Source organism: Halorubrum sp. Atlit-8R (assembly GCF_003666025.1).
Classification (GTDB): Archaea; Halobacteriota; Halobacteria; order Halobacteriales; family Haloferacaceae; genus Halorubrum; species Halorubrum salinarum.
In genome coordinates this window covers 118711-138157 of sequence record NZ_QPLV01000006.1, presented here as the reverse complement: position 1 = coordinate 138157, position 19447 = coordinate 118711, and the positions used below count along the sequence as shown (strand labels likewise).

17 protein-coding genes are annotated in these 19447 nt (G+C 71.3%); 8 read left to right on the top strand and 9 right to left on the bottom strand.

The window, feature by feature from the left end:
• Positions 1 to 55: 55 nt before the first annotated feature.
• On the bottom strand, positions 56 to 2149 hold the full coding sequence (locus tag DVK05_RS14750; RefSeq protein ID WP_121564552.1) for a peroxidase family protein: 2094 nt from the start codon (positions 2147 to 2149) through the stop codon (positions 56 to 58).
• 166 nt (positions 2150 to 2315) lie between these two features.
• Between DVK05_RS14750 and DVK05_RS14745 the strand changes: the two genes are divergently transcribed.
• A complete protein-coding gene (locus DVK05_RS14745) occupies positions 2316 to 3101 on the top strand; it encodes a PHP domain-containing protein (RefSeq protein WP_121564728.1) in 786 nt (261 codons plus the stop codon).
• Positions 3102 to 3267: 166 nt separating this feature from the next.
• Here the strand turns inward: DVK05_RS14745 and DVK05_RS14740 are convergent, their stop codons facing one another.
• The gene (locus tag DVK05_RS14740) at positions 3268 to 4506 is read right to left on the bottom strand and encodes a mandelate racemase/muconate lactonizing enzyme family protein (RefSeq protein WP_121564550.1); all 1239 of its coding nucleotides are present in this window, start codon (positions 4504 to 4506) and stop codon (positions 3268 to 3270) included.
• Positions 4507 to 4602: 96 nt separating this feature from the next.
• Here DVK05_RS14740 and DVK05_RS14735 point away from each other — a divergent pair, with 96 nt between their 5' ends.
• Complete coding sequence (locus DVK05_RS14735; RefSeq protein WP_121564548.1) at positions 4603 to 5079, top strand: TRAM domain-containing protein; 477 nt, start codon at positions 4603 to 4605, stop codon at positions 5077 to 5079.
• Positions 5080 to 5092: 13 nt separating this feature from the next.
• On the opposite strand, the gene DVK05_RS14730 is transcribed toward DVK05_RS14735, so the two are convergent.
• A complete protein-coding gene (locus DVK05_RS14730) occupies positions 5093 to 6223 on the bottom strand; it encodes a geranylgeranyl reductase family protein (protein WP_121564546.1) in 1131 nt (376 codons plus the stop codon).
• 90 nt (positions 6224 to 6313) lie between these two features.
• On the bottom strand, positions 6314 to 8551 hold the full coding sequence (locus DVK05_RS14725) for a thioredoxin domain-containing protein (protein WP_121564543.1): 2238 nt from the start codon (positions 8549 to 8551) through the stop codon (positions 6314 to 6316).
• Positions 8552 to 8691: 140 nt separating this feature from the next.
• On the opposite strand from DVK05_RS14725, the gene purD reads away from it, so the two are divergent.
• The gene (gene purD / locus DVK05_RS14720) at positions 8692 to 9975 is read left to right on the top strand and encodes a phosphoribosylamine--glycine ligase (protein WP_121564542.1); all 1284 of its coding nucleotides are present in this window, start codon (positions 8692 to 8694) and stop codon (positions 9973 to 9975) included.
• A gap of 64 nt (positions 9976 to 10039) precedes the next feature.
• Positions 10040 to 10636 (top strand): DapH/DapD/GlmU-related protein, encoded by a 597-nt coding sequence (locus tag DVK05_RS14715; protein WP_121564540.1) that lies wholly within the window; start codon positions 10040 to 10042, stop codon positions 10634 to 10636.
• A gap of 12 nt (positions 10637 to 10648) precedes the next feature.
• Here the strand turns inward: DVK05_RS14715 and DVK05_RS14710 are convergent, their stop codons facing one another.
• Positions 10649 to 10990, bottom strand: a complete 342-nt coding sequence (locus DVK05_RS14710) for a DUF5798 family protein (protein WP_121564538.1) — start codon at positions 10988 to 10990, stop codon at positions 10649 to 10651.
• Positions 10991 to 11085: 95 nt separating this feature from the next.
• Here DVK05_RS14710 and surE point away from each other — a divergent pair, with 95 nt between their 5' ends.
• Positions 11086 to 11880, top strand: a complete 795-nt coding sequence (surE, locus tag DVK05_RS14705) for a 5'/3'-nucleotidase SurE (protein WP_121564537.1) — start codon at positions 11086 to 11088, stop codon at positions 11878 to 11880.
• Between the two features lie 17 nt (positions 11881 to 11897).
• Here the strand turns inward: surE and DVK05_RS14700 are convergent, their stop codons facing one another.
• Both DVK05_RS14700 and DVK05_RS14695 read right to left on the bottom strand, forming a co-directional pair.
• Entirely contained in the window at positions 11898 to 12569 is a 672-nt protein-coding gene (locus DVK05_RS14700; protein WP_121564535.1) for a nucleotide exchange factor GrpE, read from the bottom strand.
• A 74-nt stretch (positions 12570 to 12643) separates the two neighbouring features.
• A complete protein-coding gene (locus tag DVK05_RS14695; RefSeq protein ID WP_121564533.1) occupies positions 12644 to 14164 on the bottom strand; it encodes a trehalase family glycosidase in 1521 nt (506 codons plus the stop codon).
• 156 nt (positions 14165 to 14320) lie between these two features.
• On the opposite strand from DVK05_RS14695, the gene DVK05_RS14690 reads away from it, so the two are divergent.
• The 3 genes from DVK05_RS14690 to DVK05_RS14680 are packed head-to-tail and all read left to right on the top strand — an operon-like array spanning position 14321 to position 17309.
• Positions 14321 to 15370: an ABC transporter ATP-binding protein gene (locus tag DVK05_RS14690; protein WP_121564531.1), complete on the top strand. Its 1050-nt coding sequence runs from the start codon at positions 14321 to 14323 to the stop codon at positions 15368 to 15370.
• Positions 15371 to 15374: 4 nt separating this feature from the next.
• On the top strand, positions 15375 to 16313 hold the full coding sequence (locus DVK05_RS14685) for a carbohydrate ABC transporter permease (protein ID WP_121564529.1): 939 nt from the start codon (positions 15375 to 15377) through the stop codon (positions 16311 to 16313).
• 6 nt (positions 16314 to 16319) lie between these two features.
• A complete protein-coding gene (locus DVK05_RS14680; RefSeq protein WP_121564527.1) occupies positions 16320 to 17309 on the top strand; it encodes a carbohydrate ABC transporter permease in 990 nt (329 codons plus the stop codon).
• 58 nt (positions 17310 to 17367) lie between these two features.
• On the opposite strand, the gene DVK05_RS14675 is transcribed toward DVK05_RS14680, so the two are convergent.
• Positions 17368 to 18897, bottom strand: a complete 1530-nt coding sequence (locus DVK05_RS14675) for a deoxyribodipyrimidine photo-lyase (protein WP_121564525.1) — start codon at positions 18895 to 18897, stop codon at positions 17368 to 17370.
• A 90-nt stretch (positions 18898 to 18987) separates the two neighbouring features.
• On the bottom strand, positions 18988 to 19437 hold the full coding sequence (locus DVK05_RS14670; RefSeq protein WP_121564523.1) for a phosphate-starvation-inducible PsiE family protein: 450 nt from the start codon (positions 19435 to 19437) through the stop codon (positions 18988 to 18990).
• Positions 19438 to 19447 lie beyond the last annotated feature (10 nt).

Sequence of the window (19447 nt, the reverse complement as noted above, 5' to 3'; positions counted from 1 at the left end):
GCCGGCCGCAGGTACCTCGCGGTTGCCCCGGAGTTCGGCGGCGAAGCCGCGGCGGTCAGCCGACGTAGCGCCGCCTCGTCGTCCGCTCGCCGTCCGCGTCGTACACGGCGACGACCTCGCCCTCGTCGTCGAGCGCGGGCGCGCCGCGGCCGAGGTAGTGGTCGGAGTCGGTGTCCGCGCCCGCGCCGACGTGGACCGTCAGCGTCTCGTCGGGGCCGAGCGTCGCGCTCGGGAGGCCGTCCCGCTGGCCCCCGAGGTCGATGACGTAGCCGGTCAGGTCGACCGGTTCGTCGCCGAGGTTCCGGAGCGTCACGGACTCGTCGAGGGCGTCCCCGGCGCCGCCGCCGACCCCGCTGCCCGGGCCGGCGTCGACGGCGTCGATCACGAGCCCGTCCGGGGCCGCCTCGGCCGCGAACGCCGTCACGTCGGCGAGCGTGTAGCCCTCGGTCGGCGTCGGCTGCGGAAGGCTCGGCTCCCAGTCGTCCGGCGCGGCGTTCGGGTAGGCGGTCTCGTCGGCCTCGATCAGCCCGATCAGCGTCTCGGCGACGATGCGGCTGCCGACCGCACCGAGGCGCTCGCCGTCCTGCTGGTGTTCCGCCTCGGCGAGCACGTAGTACCACAGCGGCGAGTCGGGGTCCGCGCCGCGGCCGTGCGCCCGCAGGGTCTTCATCATCGGCGAGTTCTCGCCGAACGCCTCGTTGCGGATCGGGTCGTACCCCATCCGCGCGGCCACGTCCTGGCCCGACGGGATGCCGAGCGCCTTCCCGCGCCGCAGGTTCCGGACGGCGAGCGAGGAGTCGCCGGAGATGGGCAGGTCGAACAGCGTCGGCGCGAGGAGCGGCTCCGTCTTCCGCGCCGGCTGGTAGTCGCCGTCGCCGGTGTCCAACAGCCGCGACCAGTCGACGACGAGGTCGCTCGGGACGGGGCGGCCGCCGCGGAGGTTGCGACCGCCACCCGGGCCGGTGGGGAACAGCGGCACCTCGCCGACCTCGCCGTTGACGTCGAACGCGTTGGGGATCATGCTGTGCCCGAAGCGGTAGGCGGCGCCGCCGAACTCGACCGGGATGGCCGGCGTGCGTCCCGGCGGGAGGAAGAACTGCCGGCCGCGGTCCTCGATGTCGTCGAGGACGTACCGGTCGCAGATCCGCGGGAGAAAGTCGTGGCGCACGACCCACTGGTAGTGCCACCTGACGAGCCGCTGGGCGGCTTCGAGGACCGACTCGCCGTCCTCCACGAGGTCGGCGCCCGGGCCCCGGAGGTGGTCGACGACGCGGTTGTGGAAGTTCACGAACGCGAGCTGGAGCTGCGAGACGACGACGTTCTCGTCGTTGCGCGGGTCGCCGATCAGCGCGACCCCCTGCTCGTTGCGCTGGAGGTCGGTCCCGGGAAGCCCCGAGAGCCCGCCGCCGTCCGCGGCGTCCGGCGCGCCCGCCTCGCCGGTGAGCAGCTTGCGCTCGTCGGTCTCGTGGTCGTAGAGGAACGGCGCCGCCTCCGCGTTCGTCCGGTACATCGAGTCGAGGTCGAGCGCCGGCGTCCGGAAGTTCCGGAGCGCGGCCGGGTCGTTCCGACGGTCGATGTCGGAGGTCGGGTCGAACGTGATGTCGTGGTCGACGAACTGCCCGAAGATGCCGTAGCCCGCTGGCGTCTCGGCGTCGCCGACCGGATCGTCCGGCGACTCCATCATCGGCGCGTCGGCCTCGCCGCCGGTCCCGCCGAGCGTCCGGAGCAGGTCGTCGTCGCGCTCGTACGGGTCCAGCTCGGGGAACTGCGTGTGGAACCGGTGGCTCCTGATCGGGCCCGCGTCGGTACACGCGGCCTCGTTCATCCCGCGGTGTTCGGTCCCCCCGTGGATCGCGATGCGGTGCGCGTTCACCGTGAGGCGGAGGGCGTCCTCGTCTCCGTCGGGCCAATTTCGCCGCCGGACCGGCTCCTCGCTCCCCCCGCCGGCGGGGTTCCTGACGGTGAACGAGACCTCGTCGACGTCGACGCCCCCGTCCGGTTCGAGGACGAACCCCCCGTCGTCGTCGGTGGTCCAGTAGCCGATCCGGTCCCCGTCACCGCCCCGCCGTTCGCCGACCACGATCCGTCCCGCGAGCGGCCGGTCGTCCCCGTCGACGACGCGACAGCGTATCTTGCCAGTAGTACCCATGGTACGATAAACCAATCATCAGCGAGAAAAAATTTTCTAAATGAACTTTCAACTCGTTTAGCGGATCATGTTGCTGGTGGAAGCGTCGGGCGAGCGGCCGGACGGGGCGCGGTACCGCGTCGCGCGCGACCCGAACCTTCGAGTCGGCCCGCGACCAAGGCGAGGCGTGTACGACTACCACGCCCACACGAACTACTCGGACGGGGCGTTCCTGCGCTGGATGGTCGAGGCGGCCGCGGACGCCGGGCTCGACGGGATCGGCCTCGCCGACCACTGTAACGTCTCGCCGGACCCGACCGCGCGGCGGTACAAGCGCGCGTTCGGGTTCAACCTCGACCTGACCTACGAGCGGCGCCGGGAGGCGATCGAGGCGGTCCGCGACGAGGTCGACGTCGACGTGTTCGACGCTGCCGAGATGGACTACGACCCCGCCCACGAGGGGGCTATCGCCGAGTTCCTCGACGACGCGGGCTTCGACTACGCGGTCGGGAGCGTCCACGAACTCGACGGCGCGAACGTCCACACGCGGTCCCACTTCGCGGACAAGCCGGAGTCGGAGCGGCGCGAGCTAGTCGACCGCTACTTCGAGAAGCTGGTCGCGCTGATCGACTCGGAGCTGTTCGCGATCGCGGCGCACCCGGACCTGATCGAGCGCAACCCGCACCTCCGCGGGTTCGCGACCGAGGACCACTACGCCGCCGTCGCGAACGCTTTCCGGGACTCGCGGACCGTCCCCGAGATCAACGCCGGCCGGCTGCTCGACGACTACGGCGAGTTCCACCCGGCGCCCGCGTTCCTCGACCGCCTCGTCGACGCCGGCGTCGAGGTGACCGTCGGGACCGACAGCCACGCGCCGGACGAGATAGCGCCCCGGATTCGGGAGGTCGAGGCCGAACTCGACCGGCGCGGGCTGGAGCAGGTCCGGATCGATGCGGTCGCCGCAGACGCCTGAGGCGGCAGGTCGCGTCGGTGCGAGTCGACCCGAGAGAAATCAGCGATTCTCGCGCGCGTCCTCGACTGTACGCTTCGTCGGACAACGCAGCGCTTCGCGCTGCTGGCTCGATCCGGCTTACGCCGGGTCGAACAGCGCGAATCGGAGATTCGCTCGCCCGACGAAGCTACGCTTCGTCGAACAACGTCTCGCCCTCGACCATGTGCTCCTCGACGGTGTCCAGATCGAGCGTGAGACCGAGGCCCGGCTGCTCCGGCACCTCGATGTAGCCGTCCTCGATCACGTCCTCCTCGACGAGGTCTTCCCACCAGCCCAGCTCGTAGGAGTGGTACTCGATCGCGAGCGAGTTCGGGATGGAGGTGCCGACGTGGGCTGCCGCCATCGTCGCGATCGGCGAGGCGACGTTGTGCATCGCGACCGGGACGTAGTACTGGTTCGCCACGTCCGCGATCTTGCGGGTCTCGCGCATGCCGCCGACCTTCGGCAGGTCGGGCGCGACGATGTCGACCGCCTGGTTCTCGATGAGGCGGCGCAGCTCGGTGACGCGGTAGCGGTTCTCGCCGACCGTGATCGGCGTGGTCGTGCTCTTGGTGACCTCCTCCTGGACTTCGAGGTTCTCCGGCGGGACGGGGTCTTCGAGCCACCACACGTCGTAGTCCTCGATGGCGTCCGCGAGGCGCTTCGCGGAGCCGCCCGAGAACGTCCAGTGGCAGTCGAAGGAGACGTCGGCCTTGTCCTTCACGCGCTCGGTGACCTTCTCGACGATCTCCGCCTTGTGGCGGATCTCGCCGGGGCGGAGGTGGCGGTTCGCGCGGTCCTTCTCGAAGCCGCTCGGCACGTCGAGGTCGAACTTCAGCGCGTCGTAGCCCAGCTCGTCGACGACGCGCTCGGCCTCGTCCGCGCACGCCTCGGGGTCCGCCTCCTCCTCGGTGTGGCAGTCGCAGTAGACGCGCATCTGGTCGCGGTACTTCCCGCCGAGCAGCTGGTAGGCGGGCACGTCGAGGATCTTGCCGGCGAGGTCGTGGAGCGCGACCTCGATGCCCGAGATGGCCGTGACGGTGACGCCCTCGACGGAGCCCTCGCCGGACATCTTCTGGATGAGGTGCTCGTAGAGGCGGTCGATGTCGAGCGGGTTCTCGCCGACGACGAACGGCTTCATGCGCTCGATGAGCTCCGGGACGCCCGCGCCCCAGTACGCCTCGCCGGTGCCGACGACGCCCGCGTCGGTGTACACGCGGACGAGCGTCCACGGAAAGTTCCCGTCGACCATCGTCGTCTGAACGTCAGTGATCTCGACGTCGCGGCCGCCCCCGCGCGTCCCGGTGGTCCCCATCGTCTCGGCGGAGAGCTCTCGCATCGTGTACTCCGCGTTCGGGTCGTGGAGCGACTCGTAGTTTCGGCTCATACCGCGTGGGTTAATTCGGAACAGGGTAAACGTTTACCTTCGCCCGTCGTCCGCCCGAACAGGTGGCTTTTCATCCCCGTGCGCGCAATGGGACCCATGGTCGAAATTACTGATTCTCTCGCGTGTCTGTACACCGGACGGGTGGAGTCTCGCGGCGACGACTACGTCGTCACCGTCCCGGCCTCGGAGATCGAACACGGAAGCGTCAGCGTGGGCGAGACGTATCGGATCGCCGTCCTGGACCGCGCCGACTCGGCGGCGGAGTCGACGGACGACGCCGACGCCGCGTCCGTCCCGGAGCCGAACGGCGTGTCCGACGGGACGCCGTCCGACGACGGCCAGCGGCCCACCTCCCGAGGGGCTGCCGGGGCGGTCCAGCCGGACCCGCCCGTCTCGGAGGGGGAGGTACGGGACGTGACGATCGAGACGCTCGGCGACAAGGGCGACGGGATCGCGAAGATCGAACGCGGCTACGTCGTCATCGTCCCCGACGCGGAGCCCGGCGAGCAGCCGACCGTCGAGATCACGAGCGTCCGCGAGAACGTCTCGTTCGCGAACGTCGTCGACGAGTAGCGACCGACCGGGGTCACTTCGCCCCCCGGTCGTCGGGATGTATCCGTTCCGGGGGAGTCGCCCGCGAGAACAGCGACCGCAGGTTCGACGCCGAGAAGAACGAGGACGGCTCGTCCATGTGGACGCCGATCTCGCCGGACAGCGCCCGCAGCCCGACCCGCTGGATCGGTTCCGGGAGCGAGTAACACCGCCTGATCGCCTTCCCGAGCCGGATCTCCGTGGCCAGCTCCGCGCGCCACCCGGACTCGTAGTCTGCGAGCGTCGCCGGGTCCGCCGGGTCGATCGCCGCCGCGGCCACGTCGGCCGCGCGCATCCCGTAGAGGATGCCGCCGCCGGTGAACGGCTTCGTCTGCGCGGCGGCGTCGCCGATCAGGAAGCCGCGGTCGCTCGTCGTCCGCGACGGCGGTCCGACCGGGATCGCGCCCGAGCAGCGGCGGTCGGTCGTCGCGCCGTAGGCGTCCGTGAGCCGCTCGAACATCCCCGACACGTCCTCGCTCGGCGGCGCCGCCAGCCCGTACTCGACGCCAGCGTCGCCGCGGGGGATCCGCCACGCGAAGAACGTCGGCGCGGTGAGGTGGACGTCGACGTAGTCGCCCGCGTCCGCCGCGGGGTCGAACCCGAGGACGCCGTGGAGGAGTTCGTCCGGCTCCGGGAGGTCGAGCGCGCGCCGCACCCGCGAGGTGGGCCCGTCGCAGCCGGCGACTATCCGGGCCTCGACCCGCTCCACGTCGCCCGCGGGCGTCCGAACGTCCACGGCGACCCGGTCGGCCCGCTCTTCGACGCCGACGACCGTGTGGTCCTCCCGGACGTCGGCGCCCGCCTCGCGCGCGGCCTCGGCGAGGGTTCGGTCGAGCCCGACGCGGTCGATCACGTTGGAGACCGGCTCTCGCTTGTAGAACGGGTAGGACCGCGACCCCGGACCGCCGACGTGGAAGCGCGCCCCGTACACCCGGTTCTGGAGGAGGTCGTCGCGGGCGCCGTCGGGGGCGTACTCCCACACGTCGTCGGAGACGTGCCCCGAGCAGGCGAGCGGCTCGCCGACCGACCCCTTCTCGAAGGCGACGACGTCGCGGCCGGCCTCGGCCGCGCGTCGGGCGAACCGCGACCCCGGCGGGCCCGCGCCGACGACGACGAAGTCGTACATGGTCGGGTCGTGGTGACGGGGGTAGTTAAGCGCGACGCGCCGACCCGGCCGGTCCCGGCGGGGCGGGGACCGAGGGGTCGGAACGGCCGCCTACTCGGACGACTCCCGCGTTTCCAGCCACGAGAGCGCCGCGTCGAGTTCCGTCCGCGGCGGCGAGCAGGTGAAGCCCTCGCAGACGTACGCGGTCGGCTCGCCGTCGACCGCGTCGCGGTCCGCCCAGATCGGCGGGGCCTCGGCCATGCCGAGGCGGTCGAGCCACTCGTCGAGGCCCGCGTCGGTCGCGGGTCGCGGCGCGACCAGCGCGCCCGGGAGGTACCGCTCGCCGAGCGTCTCGCGCCAGTCGTCGGGGATCGCGTCGGCGGCGACGGTCACCTCGATCCCGCCGGTCTCGACCAGGTCGGCCGCCCGCACGAGTGAGGCGTGTTCCAGCGGGCTCCCGCGGATCCGGTCGGCGTGGGTCCGCACGACGCGCTCGGCGATCTCGCGGAACTCGCCGTCCGTCCGGAAGCCGTCGAGGAGGGCGAGCGTCTCGGCGGCGACGCCGAGGCTCGACGGCGTCGACCGGTCGGTGAACTCCTGCGGCCGCGCGATGAGGGGGCCGGCGTCGGCGGCCTCGTCGCCGGCGTCGCCGGAGCCGTTTCGCGCTTCGCCGTCGAGGTCGCGGGTGAAGTAGATCGTCCCGTCGTCGGCGTCGTGGAACTCGTCGACGAGCGCGTCGGCGAGGTCGAGGGCGAACCCGAGCGGCTCCGGGTCGCCGGTCGCCGCGTAGGTGTCGAGGGCGCCGCGCGCGAGGAACGCGTAGTCGTCGAGGTACCCCGGCCCGCGCACGTCGCCGGCGAGCCAGCGCCGGGCGAGCGCGCCGGTCTCGCGGTCGGCGTCGTAGAGGCGTTCCCGACAGAAGTCGAGCGCCTCGCGGGCGATCTCGGCGTACTCCTCGCCGAGGGCGTTCCCGGCCCGCGCGAACGCGGAGATCGCTCGCCCGTTCCACGAGGCCAGCACCTTCTCGTCGCGGGCGGGGCGCGGGCGCTCCTCGCGGGCGTCGAACAGCTCGGTGCGCGCTTCGATCAGGACCTCTCGGACCTCCTCGGGCGACAGGTCGCGGTCGGCGGCCAGCGCCTCGACGGACGCGGCGATCGTCGGGACGGTCGTGCCGCGCTCGAAGTTGCCGCCGGCCCGGATCCCGTACCGCTCCTTGGCGAGCGACGCGATCGGTTCGTCGAGGACGGCGTCGACCTCCTCGGGCGTCCACACGTAGAACGCGCCCTCGACGTCTCCCGCCCCCTCGTCGCCCCCGCGGCCCGCGGGGGGTCGGCTGCGCGCGTCGAGGGTGCTGAAGAAGCCGCCGCCCTCGTGCCGGAGCTCGCGGTTGAGGAACGCGAGCGACTCGCTCGCGACGCGGGCGTACGCCGGGTCGCCCGCGAGCCGGTAGCCGTCGAGGTAGACCATCGGCAGCTCGGCGTTGTCGTACAGCATCTTCTCGAAGTGAGGGACCGTCCACTCGCGGTCGACCGCGTAGCGGTGGAACCCGCCGCCGATCTGGTCGTACATGCCCCCGCGGGCCATCCCGTCGAGGGTGCCGGTCGCGGCCGACAGGAGCGCGTCGCGGCCGCGCCCGGCGTAGGCGCGCATGAGGAGGTCGATCCGGCCGGGCATCGGGAACTTCGCGCCGCCGCTCCCGAAGCCGCCGTGCTCCTCGTCGTAGCCGCGCAGCGCGGCCGCCGCGGCCGTGTCGAGCAAGTCCTCGCCCGCGGGCCGAGCGGCGTCCGCCCCGCTCGGATCGGCCGCGTCCGGCGTCGGCACCGACTCGAGCTCGTCGCGCGCGCTCTCGGCCCACTGGTCGGCGCGCCGCCGCATCTCCTCGCGCTGCTCCGGGTCGCTCCAGGAGTCGGCGATGCGTTCGCACAGATCGCGGAAGCCGGGCTGGTTCCGCCGCGGCTCGGGCGGGAAGTACGTCCCGACGTAGAACGGCTTCCCCTCCGGGGTACACCACGCCGACAGCGGCCACCCGCCGCCGCCCGTGACGAGCTGGCAGACGGTCATGAACGTGCTGTCGACGTCGGGGCGCTCCTCCCGGTCGACCTTGACCGGGACGAACGACTCGTTGACCACGCCCGCGACCGACTCGTCCTCGAAGCTCTCCTCGGCCATGACGTGACACCAGTGACACGAGGAGTAGCCGATGGAGACGAACACCGGAACGTCGTGCTCCTGAGCGCGCTCGAACGCCTCGTCGCCCCACGGCTGCCAGTTGACGGGGTTGTCGGCGTGCTGTTGGAGGTACGGGCTCGCCTCGCCGTCGAGGCGGTTCCGCTCGGTCGGCTGTGACATGGGCCCGATTCGGCCCGGCGGGGCAAAAGGCGTCCGCACCGGCGCGACTCCCGCTCCGAGCGCATTCCTATCCACGTCCGCGCATATATCGAGCCCGATAGAGAGTAAGGTTTACACTACCGTGCGGACACCCGTCGGGCATGACGGAGACCGTACTCGTGGTGGGGGGCGGCGGGCGCGAACACGCGATCGCCCGCGCCGTGGCCGACGACTGCGCGCTGTACGCCTGCGCCGGCGTTCGGAACCCGGGGATCCGACGGTTGGCGGACGGGTTCGAGGCGATCGACGAGACCGACGCCGAGGCGGTCGCCGACTACGCGACCGAGGTCGGCGCGGACGTCGCGGTCATCGGCCCGGAGTCTGCGCTGGAGGCGGGGGTCGCGGACGCGCTCGACGACGCCGGCGTGTACGCCTTCGGCCCGCGGGCCGCGGAGGCCCGGCTGGAGACCGACAAGGCGTACCAGCGGGAGTTCATGGAGGAGCACGCGATCCCGGGCTGTCCGGACTACGCGGTGTTCGACAACACGGAGGCGGCCTGCGAGTACATCGACGAGTACGACGGCGACCTCGCGGTCAAGCCCGCCGGGCTCACCGGCGGGAAGGGCGTGAAGGTGATCGGCGACCAGGTGACGAGCGAGGAGGCGAAGGCGTACCTCCGCGACTCCGACTACGACCGCGTGGTGCTGGAGGAGCGGCTCGTCGGCGAGGAGTTCACGATCCAGGCGTTCGTCGCCGACGGCGACCTGCGGACGACGCCGGCGGTCCAGGACCACAAGCGCGCCTACGAGGGCGACGAGGGTCCCAACACCGGCGGAATGGGCTCGTACTCCGACACGGGACCGTCGCTGCCGTTCATGCGCGAGGGCGACTACGAGGCCGCCGTCGAGGTGCTGGAGGCGGTCGTCGACGCGCTCCCCGAGTACAAGGGCGTCCTCTACGGCCAGTTCATGCTCACCGACGCGGGCCCGAAGGTCGTCGAGTTCAACGCGCGCTTCGGCGACCCGGAGGCGATGAACACGCTGCCCGTCCTCGACACGCCGTTCGTCGACGTGCTCGCCGCCGCGCGCGACGGCGAGCCGCTCCCGGAGCTCTCCTTCTCCGGCGAGGCGACCGTCTGCAAGTACGCGGTGCCGGACGGCTACCCGACCGACCCCGACGCGGGCGCTGAGATCGCGGTCGACGAAGAGAGCGCGGGCGACGCGCTCCTCTACTACGCCAGCGTCGACGAGCGCGACGGCCGCCTGTACACGACCACGTCGCGGGCGTTCGCCGTCGTCGGCCGCGGCGACTCCATCGCGGCCGCGGAGGCGCAGGCGGAGGACGCCCTGGCGGCCGCGGGCGACCGCGTCCGCATCCGCCACGACATCGGCACGGCCGACCTCGTTCAGCGCCGGATCGACCACATGGACGACCTCCGGAACTGACCGGGCGCGTCCCGACCGACGCCCCGGAGCGACCCTTTTATTCTCCCCGTCCGAACGGGACGACGTGACCGACGACGACGCGGCCGCGACGCGCGACGACACCGAGCCGGCACCCGGCGACCCGGACGCGAGGCCCGACGGCGCCGACGCGAGCCGGAGCGACCGCCTCGACCGATTCCCGACGCCGGGACCGCGCAACTCCCTGTGGTCGTGGCCGGACGCGAAGTCGCCGCTCGCGGTCGTCCGCAACTACGTCGTGATCGTCGTCGCGCGGATCTGTCCGAGCCTCCGGCTGAAGAACTGGCTGCTGCGGCGGATCGGCGTCACGGTCGGCGCCGGCGTCGCCTGGGGGCTGGAATCGACGCCCGACGTGTTCTGGCCCGAGCGGATCCGCGTCGGCGACGACGCCGTCATCGGGTACGACGCCACGCTGCTGTGCCACGAGTTCCTCCACGAGGAGTACCGCCTCGGCGACGTGGTCGTCGAGGACGAGGCGATGGTCGGCGCCGGGGCGATAGTGCTGCCCGGCGTCACCGTCGGCGAGGGGGCGCGCGTCGCCGCGAACTCGCTCGTCGCCGAGGACGTGCCGCCGGGCGCGACCGTCGCGGGCGTGCCGGCGGAGGTCGTTTCGCGGGCGGAGACGGCCGCGAGCGACGACTGAGCCGACCGTTGGTTAGGCCGCGTTATCGTCCGCGTCGGCGTCGTCGCCCTCGTCCGCGTCAGCGCCGTCGCCTTCGTGTGCGTCGGCCGCGTCGGCCGCCGACTCCTCGGCGTCGGTGATGTGCGCCTCGGTGCTCACGCGCGCCAGGTCGACGCCGACCTCCTCGGCGACGGCGTCGAGGACGGCCCGCTGTTCGGCCATCTCGTTTTCGAGCGTCTTGACGCGCTCCGCGGTGTCTTTCACCGTCTCCTGCGTCTCGTCGACCTCGTCGCGGAGCTCGCTGATCTTCTTGTAGGTGCGTTCCGCGCGGTCCGCGAGGGTCTGGATCTTCTTTGCGGTGTCCCCAAATCCCATATCGACGGGTCGGCCCGGCGATACGTGTGCTTTTCCGTTCGACGCGACGCCCACACCGACGGTGGACTTTTGCCCGACTCGCCCGTGGTACGGGTATGAGCGTCGACCGGATCCTGTTGACAAACGACGACGGCGTCGACGCCGCGGGGCTGCGCGCGCTCCACGACGCGCTCGCGACCGAGTACGCGGTGACGGTCGTCGCGCCGGCCGACGACCAGTCGTCCGTCGGTCGCCGCCTCTCCGACGACGTCGCGGTCGACGACCACGAACTGGGGTACGTCATCGACGGGACCCCCGTCGACTGCGTCGTCGCCGGCCTCGACGAACTCGTCCCGGAGGCGGACGCGGTCGTCGCGGGCTGTAACGAGGGGGCGAACCTCGGCGCCTACACGCTCGGCCGGTCGGGGACCGTCTCCGCGGCGGTCGAGGCCGCGTTCTTCGACGTGCCCGCGGTCGCGACCTCGATGTACGTGCCCGGCGGCGACGACTGGTGGAAGCGGGAGTTCGCGGCCGAGGACTTCGCGCACGCGGCCCGGGCGACGCGGTACCTCGTCGACGAGGCGGTCGACGCCGGCGTGTTCGAGCGCGCGGACTACCTCAACGTGAACGCGCCCATCGCGGACGAGGACCGCGCGCCGCTGCGGGTCACGACGCCCTCGACGTGGTACGGGATGCGCGCGGAGCGGAACGGGGACGGCCGGGTCGGGTTCTCGGACCCGATCTGGGGCCGGATGAACGACGGCGACGTGCCGGACCCCGTGGGGACCGATCGGCGCGCCGTCGTCGACGGCGAGGTGTCGGTCTCGCCGCTCTCCGTGCCGCACGCCGCGGCGCCGAACGCCGGGCTCGACGACCTCGTCGACGCCTACGAATCGGCGGTCCGGTCCTGACGCGCGAGGCGCGCGAGCTATTCGCCGTCGCCGGTGCTGACGGTCACCTTCGCCTCGCTCAGCACGCGGTCGCCCATCTCGTAGCCGGGCTCGTACACCTCGTGGATCGTCCCCTCGGGGCGGTCGCTGTCGACGCGGAGCATCACCTGGTGGCGCGCCGGGTCGACCTCCTCGCCCGGCTCCGGCTCGATGGGTTCGACCCCCTCGTCGGCGAGCACGTCGTCGAACTTCTCCAGCGTCGACTCCACGCCGGGGCGGAGGTCGCTCCCCTCGTCCTGGTCGAGCGCGCGGAGGAGGTCGTTCCGGACGGGCGCGATCCGCTCGACGAGCGCCTCGGAGGCGCGCTCGCGGATCTCCTCCTGCTTCCGTTTCGCGCGCTCCTTGTAGTTGCTGAAGTCCGCCTTCACGCGGGCGAGCTTGCTCGTCAGCTCATCGACCTCCTCGTCGCGCTCGCGCAGCGCCTCGCGGGTCTCGGCGAGGTCGGCCTCCAGCGCCGCCACCTCGCGCGCGAGCGCCTCGTCGTGCTCGGCGACGGCCGCGGCGAGCGCCTCGTCGTCGTGACGGGCGTCGCCGTCGGCCGACTCGGCGGCCGCTTCCTCGGCGGTCGCCTCCGCCGTGCCGTTCGTCCGCGCCGCGTCGCCCGCCTCGTCCTCGGCGGACTCGGCGTCGACGGCGTCGTCGTCGCTCATACCCGATCGAAGTCGGTCGGCGGGGATAAGCGTTCAGAAGCGCGACGCCCCCGCTCCGGCGGCAGGGGAAGGGCCTACCGCCGAGCCGACAGCGCCGTGACGACGCCGTTCGTCCAGCCGAACCCGTACTGGGGTTCGTACTCGCCCAGGTCGGTCGTCTCCCCGACGGTGCGCACGTCGTACTTTTCCGCCATGCGGCCGGTCTCCTCGAACGACCGCCGCGCGAGGCCGACCCAGCGGTCCGCTATCTCGTCGGCCAGGTCGTCGTGTCCGTACCGCCGCAGCCCGGTGACGGCCATCCAGTGGAGCGGGGCCCAGCCGCTGGGCGCGTCCCACTGCTCGCCCGTGGCCTCGAGCGTCGTCACGAGGCCGCCGGGGCGGAGGAAGTCCTCACGCAGCCGGTCGGCGACCGCGGCCGCCCGGTCGTCGGTCGCGGCGCCGGTGAAGAGCGGCGCGACGGCGGCGAGCGTGAGGCGGTCCGACGGCCGGCCGTCGACCCACGAGTGGTCGACGTAGAACCCTGCGTCCGGGTCCCAGCAGTACCGGTTGATCGCCGTCCGTCGGTCGGCGGCGAGGTCGGCGTACCGCTCGCCGGCCTCGGCCCGCCCGACCTTCGGGAGCCACTCCGCGAGGGCGGACTCCATGCCGAAGAGGACGGCGTTGAGGTCGACCGGCACCAGCTCGGTCGTCCGGATCGTGGTGAGGTCGTCCGCCGCGAGCCACCGGGAGCTGAAGTCCCAGCCCGACTCGCAGGCGGCCCGGACGTCGCGGAACAGGTCGGGCCGGTCGTCGACCGGGACCCGCTCGGCGAGCCGCCGGTCCTCGTGGTACGACTCCGGGCGCGGGCGGGCGCGGTCGTCCCAGTACCGGTTGAGGACGGTCCCGTCCGCGAGCCCGACGACGCGGCGGTGCGCCGCGGGACCGCTCTCCCGGGCGACCCGGTCGGCCCCGTCCATCCAGAACCCGTGTTCCGTCCGGAGCGCCTCGACGTGGGGCGCGACCGCGTCGAACCCCTCCGCGCGCTCCAGCACGCGCAGCATGCGGTAGAACAGCGGGACCTGCGACCGGCTGTCGTAGTACGCCCGGTTGCCGAGGGGGACGAAGCCGAAGCGGTCGATCAGGGAGGCGATGTTCCCGACCATGCCGGCGATCAGGTCGGTCCGGTCGGCGGCCGCCAGCCCCTCCGCGGTGAAGTAGCTGTCCCAGTAGTACATCTCCCGAAAGCGACCGCCCGGGACGACGTGCGGGTTCGGGATCGGGACGACCGTCGAGCCGGCCGCGTCGTCCTCGAACGTCCGGGTCAGGGCGCCCCACAGCGACGAGACGTGGTCCTCCATCGACCGCGACGCGGTGAGGTCCGGCGCGGCGGCGACCGGTTCCGGCAGCCGGAAGTGGTCCTCGACGAACGACGCCAGTTCGAAGTCGGGCCGGTCGCGCGCGGACAGGTACCGTTCGAGAACCAGGTCGGGGGAGACGCGCGGCTCCGCGTCGACGAACCGCTTGTCGTCCTCGAAGAGGTCGCGACCCTGGACGGCGCGGAAGAGCTCGCCGGAGATCTGCGGAAAATTGGTGTAGTCGAAGAGACCGGAACTCATCTCCCCCACGTAGTGAAAGGATTGCTAAGTAATTATTGAATTAGCCGGACAGAGAACTGATACCCCGTCCCTTCGGCGGTCCCCATATCCATGGTCTATGATTAATTATAAGTGTAATAAATGAATACGGGCGGGTAGTCGATGACCCGCATTAGCATGCGATCGGTGAGCAAGTACTTCGACGGGGGTGACACGGTCGCGAACTACAAGCTGGACATGGAGGTGGACGACGGGGAGTTCGTGGTGTTCCTCGGGCCGTCCGGCTGCGGAAAGACGACCGCCCTCCGGATGATCGCGGGGTTAGAGGACCCGTCGGAGGGAGAGATCTACTTCGACGACGACCGGGTCGACGGGACCCCGCCCGCCGATCGCAACGTCGCGATGGTGTTCCAGAACTACGCGCTGTACCCCCACATGACCGTTCGGGAGAACATCGAGTACCCGCTGAAGGTCAGGGGCGTGCCGCCGGAGGAGCGGGACGAGCGGGTCGCGCGGGTCGCGGAGCTGCTTCACATCGAAGACCAGATGGAGAGCGACCCCGGCGAGATATCCGGCGGGCAGCGCCAGCGGACCTCGCTCGCGCGGGCCATCGTCCGCGAGCCGTCGGTGTTCCTCCTCGACGAGCCGCTCAGTAACCTCGACGCGAAGCTCCGCTTGGAGATGCGCTCCGAGCTCAAGCGGATCCAGAACGAGCTCGGGATCACGACGGTGTACGTGACTCACAACCAGGAGGAGGCGATGAGCATGGGCGACAAGATCGTCGTGTTGAACGACGGGACGATCCGGCAGGTCGCCGACCCCGAGGAGCTGTACGAGCGGCCGCGGACCACCTGGGTCGCGAAGTTCATCGGGTCGCCGCCGATGAACCTCTTCGAGGGCGAGAACCGCGGCGGAACGGTCCAGCTCTCCGGGGGCAACGCCCTCCCGATGCCGGCGGAGACGTCGTCGCAGACCGTCTCCGTCGGCGTCCGGCCCGAGGACATCGACGTGTCGGCCGCGGCGCCCGACACGGACTGGACGGTGCCGGGCACGGTGAAGACGGTCGAACCGCTCGGGGAGTACGTGTTGGTCAACGTCGAGGTGGGCGGCTCCGTGGTGAACGTGAAGGTCCCGACGACGGACGCGGTGGCCGGAGACGACATCCACCTCACGTTCGACCCGAGCGACGCGTACCTCTACGACGGGGACGGGGAACTGGTGGCCTGATACCATGTCCGTCGAATCGTACCTGGAGGACCGCTTCGACCGCGACGTGGACGGGGAGAAGCTCACCGCGATCCTCGTGTTCATGCTCCCCGGGCTCACGCTGTTCGGCATCTTCTCCGTCGGGCCGATGCTGTACTCGGCGGTGGGGAGCTTCTTCACCTGGGACGGGTTCACGATCGGGCAGTTCGCCGGGTTCGAGACGTGGATCGCGACGTTCAACGACGACGCGATCATCAACTGGGACAACCTCCTCGCGCTCCAGTACCCGATGGGGGCGCTGCCGCAGAACATCATCTGGATGGTTGTCCACGTCCCGCTGAGCACGCTGCTCGGCCTCGGGCTCGCGCTGCTTTTCGCCGACCTGCGCGGGCGGAGCATCCTGCGCTCGATGGTGTTCCTCGCGTTCACGACGCCGACGGTCGTTATCGGGCTCGTCCTCCTGTTCGTCTACGACCCGCAGGCCGGCATCTTCAACGGGCTGCTCCGGTCGATCGGCCTGGAGTCGGTGGTCCGGAACTGGGTCCAGGAGCCGCAGATCGCGATCTACGCGCTGATCGCCGGCGGCGTCTGGGTCCAGACCGGGTTCAGCATGCTGTTGTACAGCTCCGCGCTCGCGGGGATCGACCCCGCGCTGCTGGAGTCCGCCCGCATCGACGGCGCGGGGCGGTTCCGGCGGTTCAAGGACATCATCTGGCCGCTCGTCAAGCCCGTGACGGCGGTCGTGGTGATCATGAGCATGATCTGGGTGATCCGGATCTTCGCCGTCGTCTACGCGGCCGGGGGGCCCTCGGGCGGTCCGGGCGGGGTGTTCTCCGTCCTCGGCTTGGAGGTGTACCAGGCGGCGTTCTCCGTCCCGATCGAGTACAGCAAGGCGATGGTCGTCGCGCTCATCGAACTGGTGATCGCCCTCCCGATGGCGTGGTACATCGCGTCAATGGACTGATCCACGATGACTGACACACACAACTCGGACGATCCGACCGACGCCGGCGACGAACCGGAGTCCGCCGCCGACAGCGACCCGAAGACCGACGGCGGGCGCGTGTACCACGAGCCGCCGGAGACCGCACCGATCGCCGACCGACCCCTCCCCGAACGGGTCCGCGCGGCGGTCCCGAGCGGGCCGCGCGCGCTGCGGTACGCGGTCGCCATCGGCGTCGCGCTCCTGTGGCTCGTCCCGCTCGTCGGGCTGTTCATGGCCTCCGTCCGCCCGCTCGACCAGATCATCCAGGGCTGGTGGAACTTCGAGACGTTCACCGTCACCTTCGAGAACTACGCCCGCGCGTGGACGTTCCAGTCCGGGCCGATGCGGCAGGCGATGCTGAACACCGCGATCGTCACGGTGCCGTCCGTCCTCGCCGTGACGCTGCTCGGGACGATGGTGGCGTACCCGTTCGCCCGCTTCGACTTCCCGGTGAAGAAGTGGCTGTTCTTCCTGCTCATCGTGGTCATGGCGGCGCCGCCGGAGCTGGTGGCGATGGGCAACTACAACACCCTGCGGACGACCGGCCTGTTCGACACGTACATGGGGCTCATCCTGGTCCACATCGGCTGGGGGATGGGGTGGGTCGTCATGTTCCTCCGGAACTTCCTGCTGGGGCTCCCCGAGGAGCTGGAGGAGGCCGCCCGGATCGACGGCGCGTCGCGGTACCAGATATTCAAGTCGATCGTGTTGCCCTACTCCGCCCCGGCGCTCGTCTCGGTGGCGGTGATCCAGTTCACGTGGGTGTGGAACTCCTTCTTCTTCCCCCTCGTGTTCATGCGGTCCCGCGAGAACCAGCTCGCGCCGCAGGTGCTGCCGCTGATGAAGGGACGCCTCCAGATCGACTGGGGGCTCGTCGCCGCCGGCTCGGTGCTGACGATGATCGTCCCCATCGTCCTGTTCGTCACGCTCCAGCGGTACTACAAGCAGGGGATGGTGGCCGCGGTCGCCGACTGATCCGGCGTCGCCGCTCCGTTTTCCGTCGCCGGACGAACGCGCTCTCTCCGCCGCGGTCTCAGTCGTCCGGGTCCTCGCCGCGCGCTCGCTTGTACATCGCGAGGGCCGCCTCGCGCCGCTCCGAGTGGTCGACGATCGGCGACGGGTACTCCGGCGCGGCGTTCGCGCGCTGGGTGGGCGACAGCTCGTGCCACTCGTGGATCAGGTCGGCGTCGAGCCCGCGGAGCTCCGGGACGTACTCCGTGATGTACTCCGCGTCGGGGTCGTAGCGCTCGCCCTGCGTCATCGGGTTGAAGATGCGGAAGTACGGCTGCGCGTCGGTCCCGGTGGAAGCCGCCCACTGCCACCCGCCGTTGTCGTTGGCGGTGTCGTGGTCGGCGAGGTGCTCGCGGAAGTGGTCGTAGCCGTGCCGCCAGTCCGCGAGGAGGTCCTTCGTGAGGAAGGAGGCGACGATCATCCGCACCCGGTTGTGCATGAACGCCTCCTCGCGCAGCTGGCGCATCCCGGCGTCGACGATGGGGTACCCCGTCTCGCCGCGCTTCCACGCGGCGATCTCCTCGGGGTCGTCGCGCCACTCGATCCCCTCCTCGTACTCCTTGTAGTTCTCGGAGACGACCTCCGGGTTGTGGAAGAGGACCTGCGTGTAGAACTCCCGCCAGGCCAACTGCTGTTGGAACTCCTCGACCTGCTCCGGGGCGTCCTCGGGCCGCGAGTCGGACTCCGCCTCGGCCATCGCTGCCTCCGTGGCCGCGTACGCCTCGCGGACGCCGATCTCGCCGTACTTGAAGAACGCGGAGAGCCGCGAGGTCGCCTCCCGGGCCGGGTAGTCGCGCTCGGCCTCGTAGGCGAACACGGCCTCGTCGAGGAAGTCGTCGAGGCGCTCCCGGGCCGCTTCCGTTCCCGCGGGCCCGACCGTCGCGTCCGGTTCCGCGAAGCCGAGGTCCGCGGGCGTCGGGAGGTCGCCGACCGCCGCGCCGAGCGTCGCCGCCTCGCCGCCGTCGGCGACCGCGCCCGACGCGTCCGCCCCGTCGACGGCGTCGGCCGCGGCCGCGAGCCGATCGGTATCGGCCAGATCCGCCTCGGTCGGCGCCGGCGCCGGGTCCTCTTTCGCGCGGTCGGTCCACTTCTTCCAGTAGTAGCTGTACACGGAGTAGGGGTCGCCGGCGTTCGTCCGGATCGCGTCCGGGTCGTGGAGGACCGCGTCGTGGTGGGCCTCGCGCGCCACGTCGACCGCGTCGAGCGCGCGTCGCACCCCGGCGTCGCGTTCGCGGGCGAGCCCGGAGTAGTCGCGGTTCCAGACGACGCGCTCGGCGTCGAGCGCCGCCGCGAGCCGCGGGAGGATGGCCTCGGGGTCGCCGCGCGCGACGAGCAGGTCGCTCCCGCGCTCGCGGTAGTCGTCGCGCAGCGCGGCCAGCCCGTCGAGCAGGCGGCGCACGCGCACGTCGCTCGCGTGGTCGAGGACGGACGGATCGAAGACGAACACGGGCGCGGCGGGACCGCGGTCGGAGTCGTCGCCGGCCCCGCTCGCGGCCGCGAGCCCGACGTTGTCGGCGGCTCTGAGGTCCCGTCGGTGCCAGAACAGCTCCATGGGATCGACACGGGCGCGTCCACCGTGAAACCACCGGGAGCGGCGCGGGGGTCTCGGCCGGCAGCGGGCGGCGCTCCGGTCGCGCCGCGGTCAGAGTTCCAGCCGCCCCGGAACGCTCACCCGGTCGAGCAGGAAGTAGCCGACCGTGAGCGAGAGGACGAGGACGCCGAGCGCCGCGGCCGCGAGCAGCGCCTCGTCGCCCCCGCCGTAGTCCTCGAGCCGGAAGCTGATCACGCGCCGGGAGACGGCGATGATCGCGGCGCTGACGACGATCCGGAGGACCGGCTGGCCGCGCGCGTAGGCCACGAGCGTCCGGTGGACCTCGACGATGATCAGGAGGAGGAGGAGGACGCTGTCGAGGAGCGCGACCACCTCGGCCGGGTCGGTGAAGTTCCCCGCGACGAGGAGCCGGTACAGCGAGACGAACAGGTCGAACACGCCGATGAGGAACAACAGCAGGAGGAAGTACGCCGCGCCGAGGACGAGCCACTCCATCGCCCGGGCGGCGGGGTCCGCGGCGTCGTCGAGGTCGAGCGCCATCGACGGAACG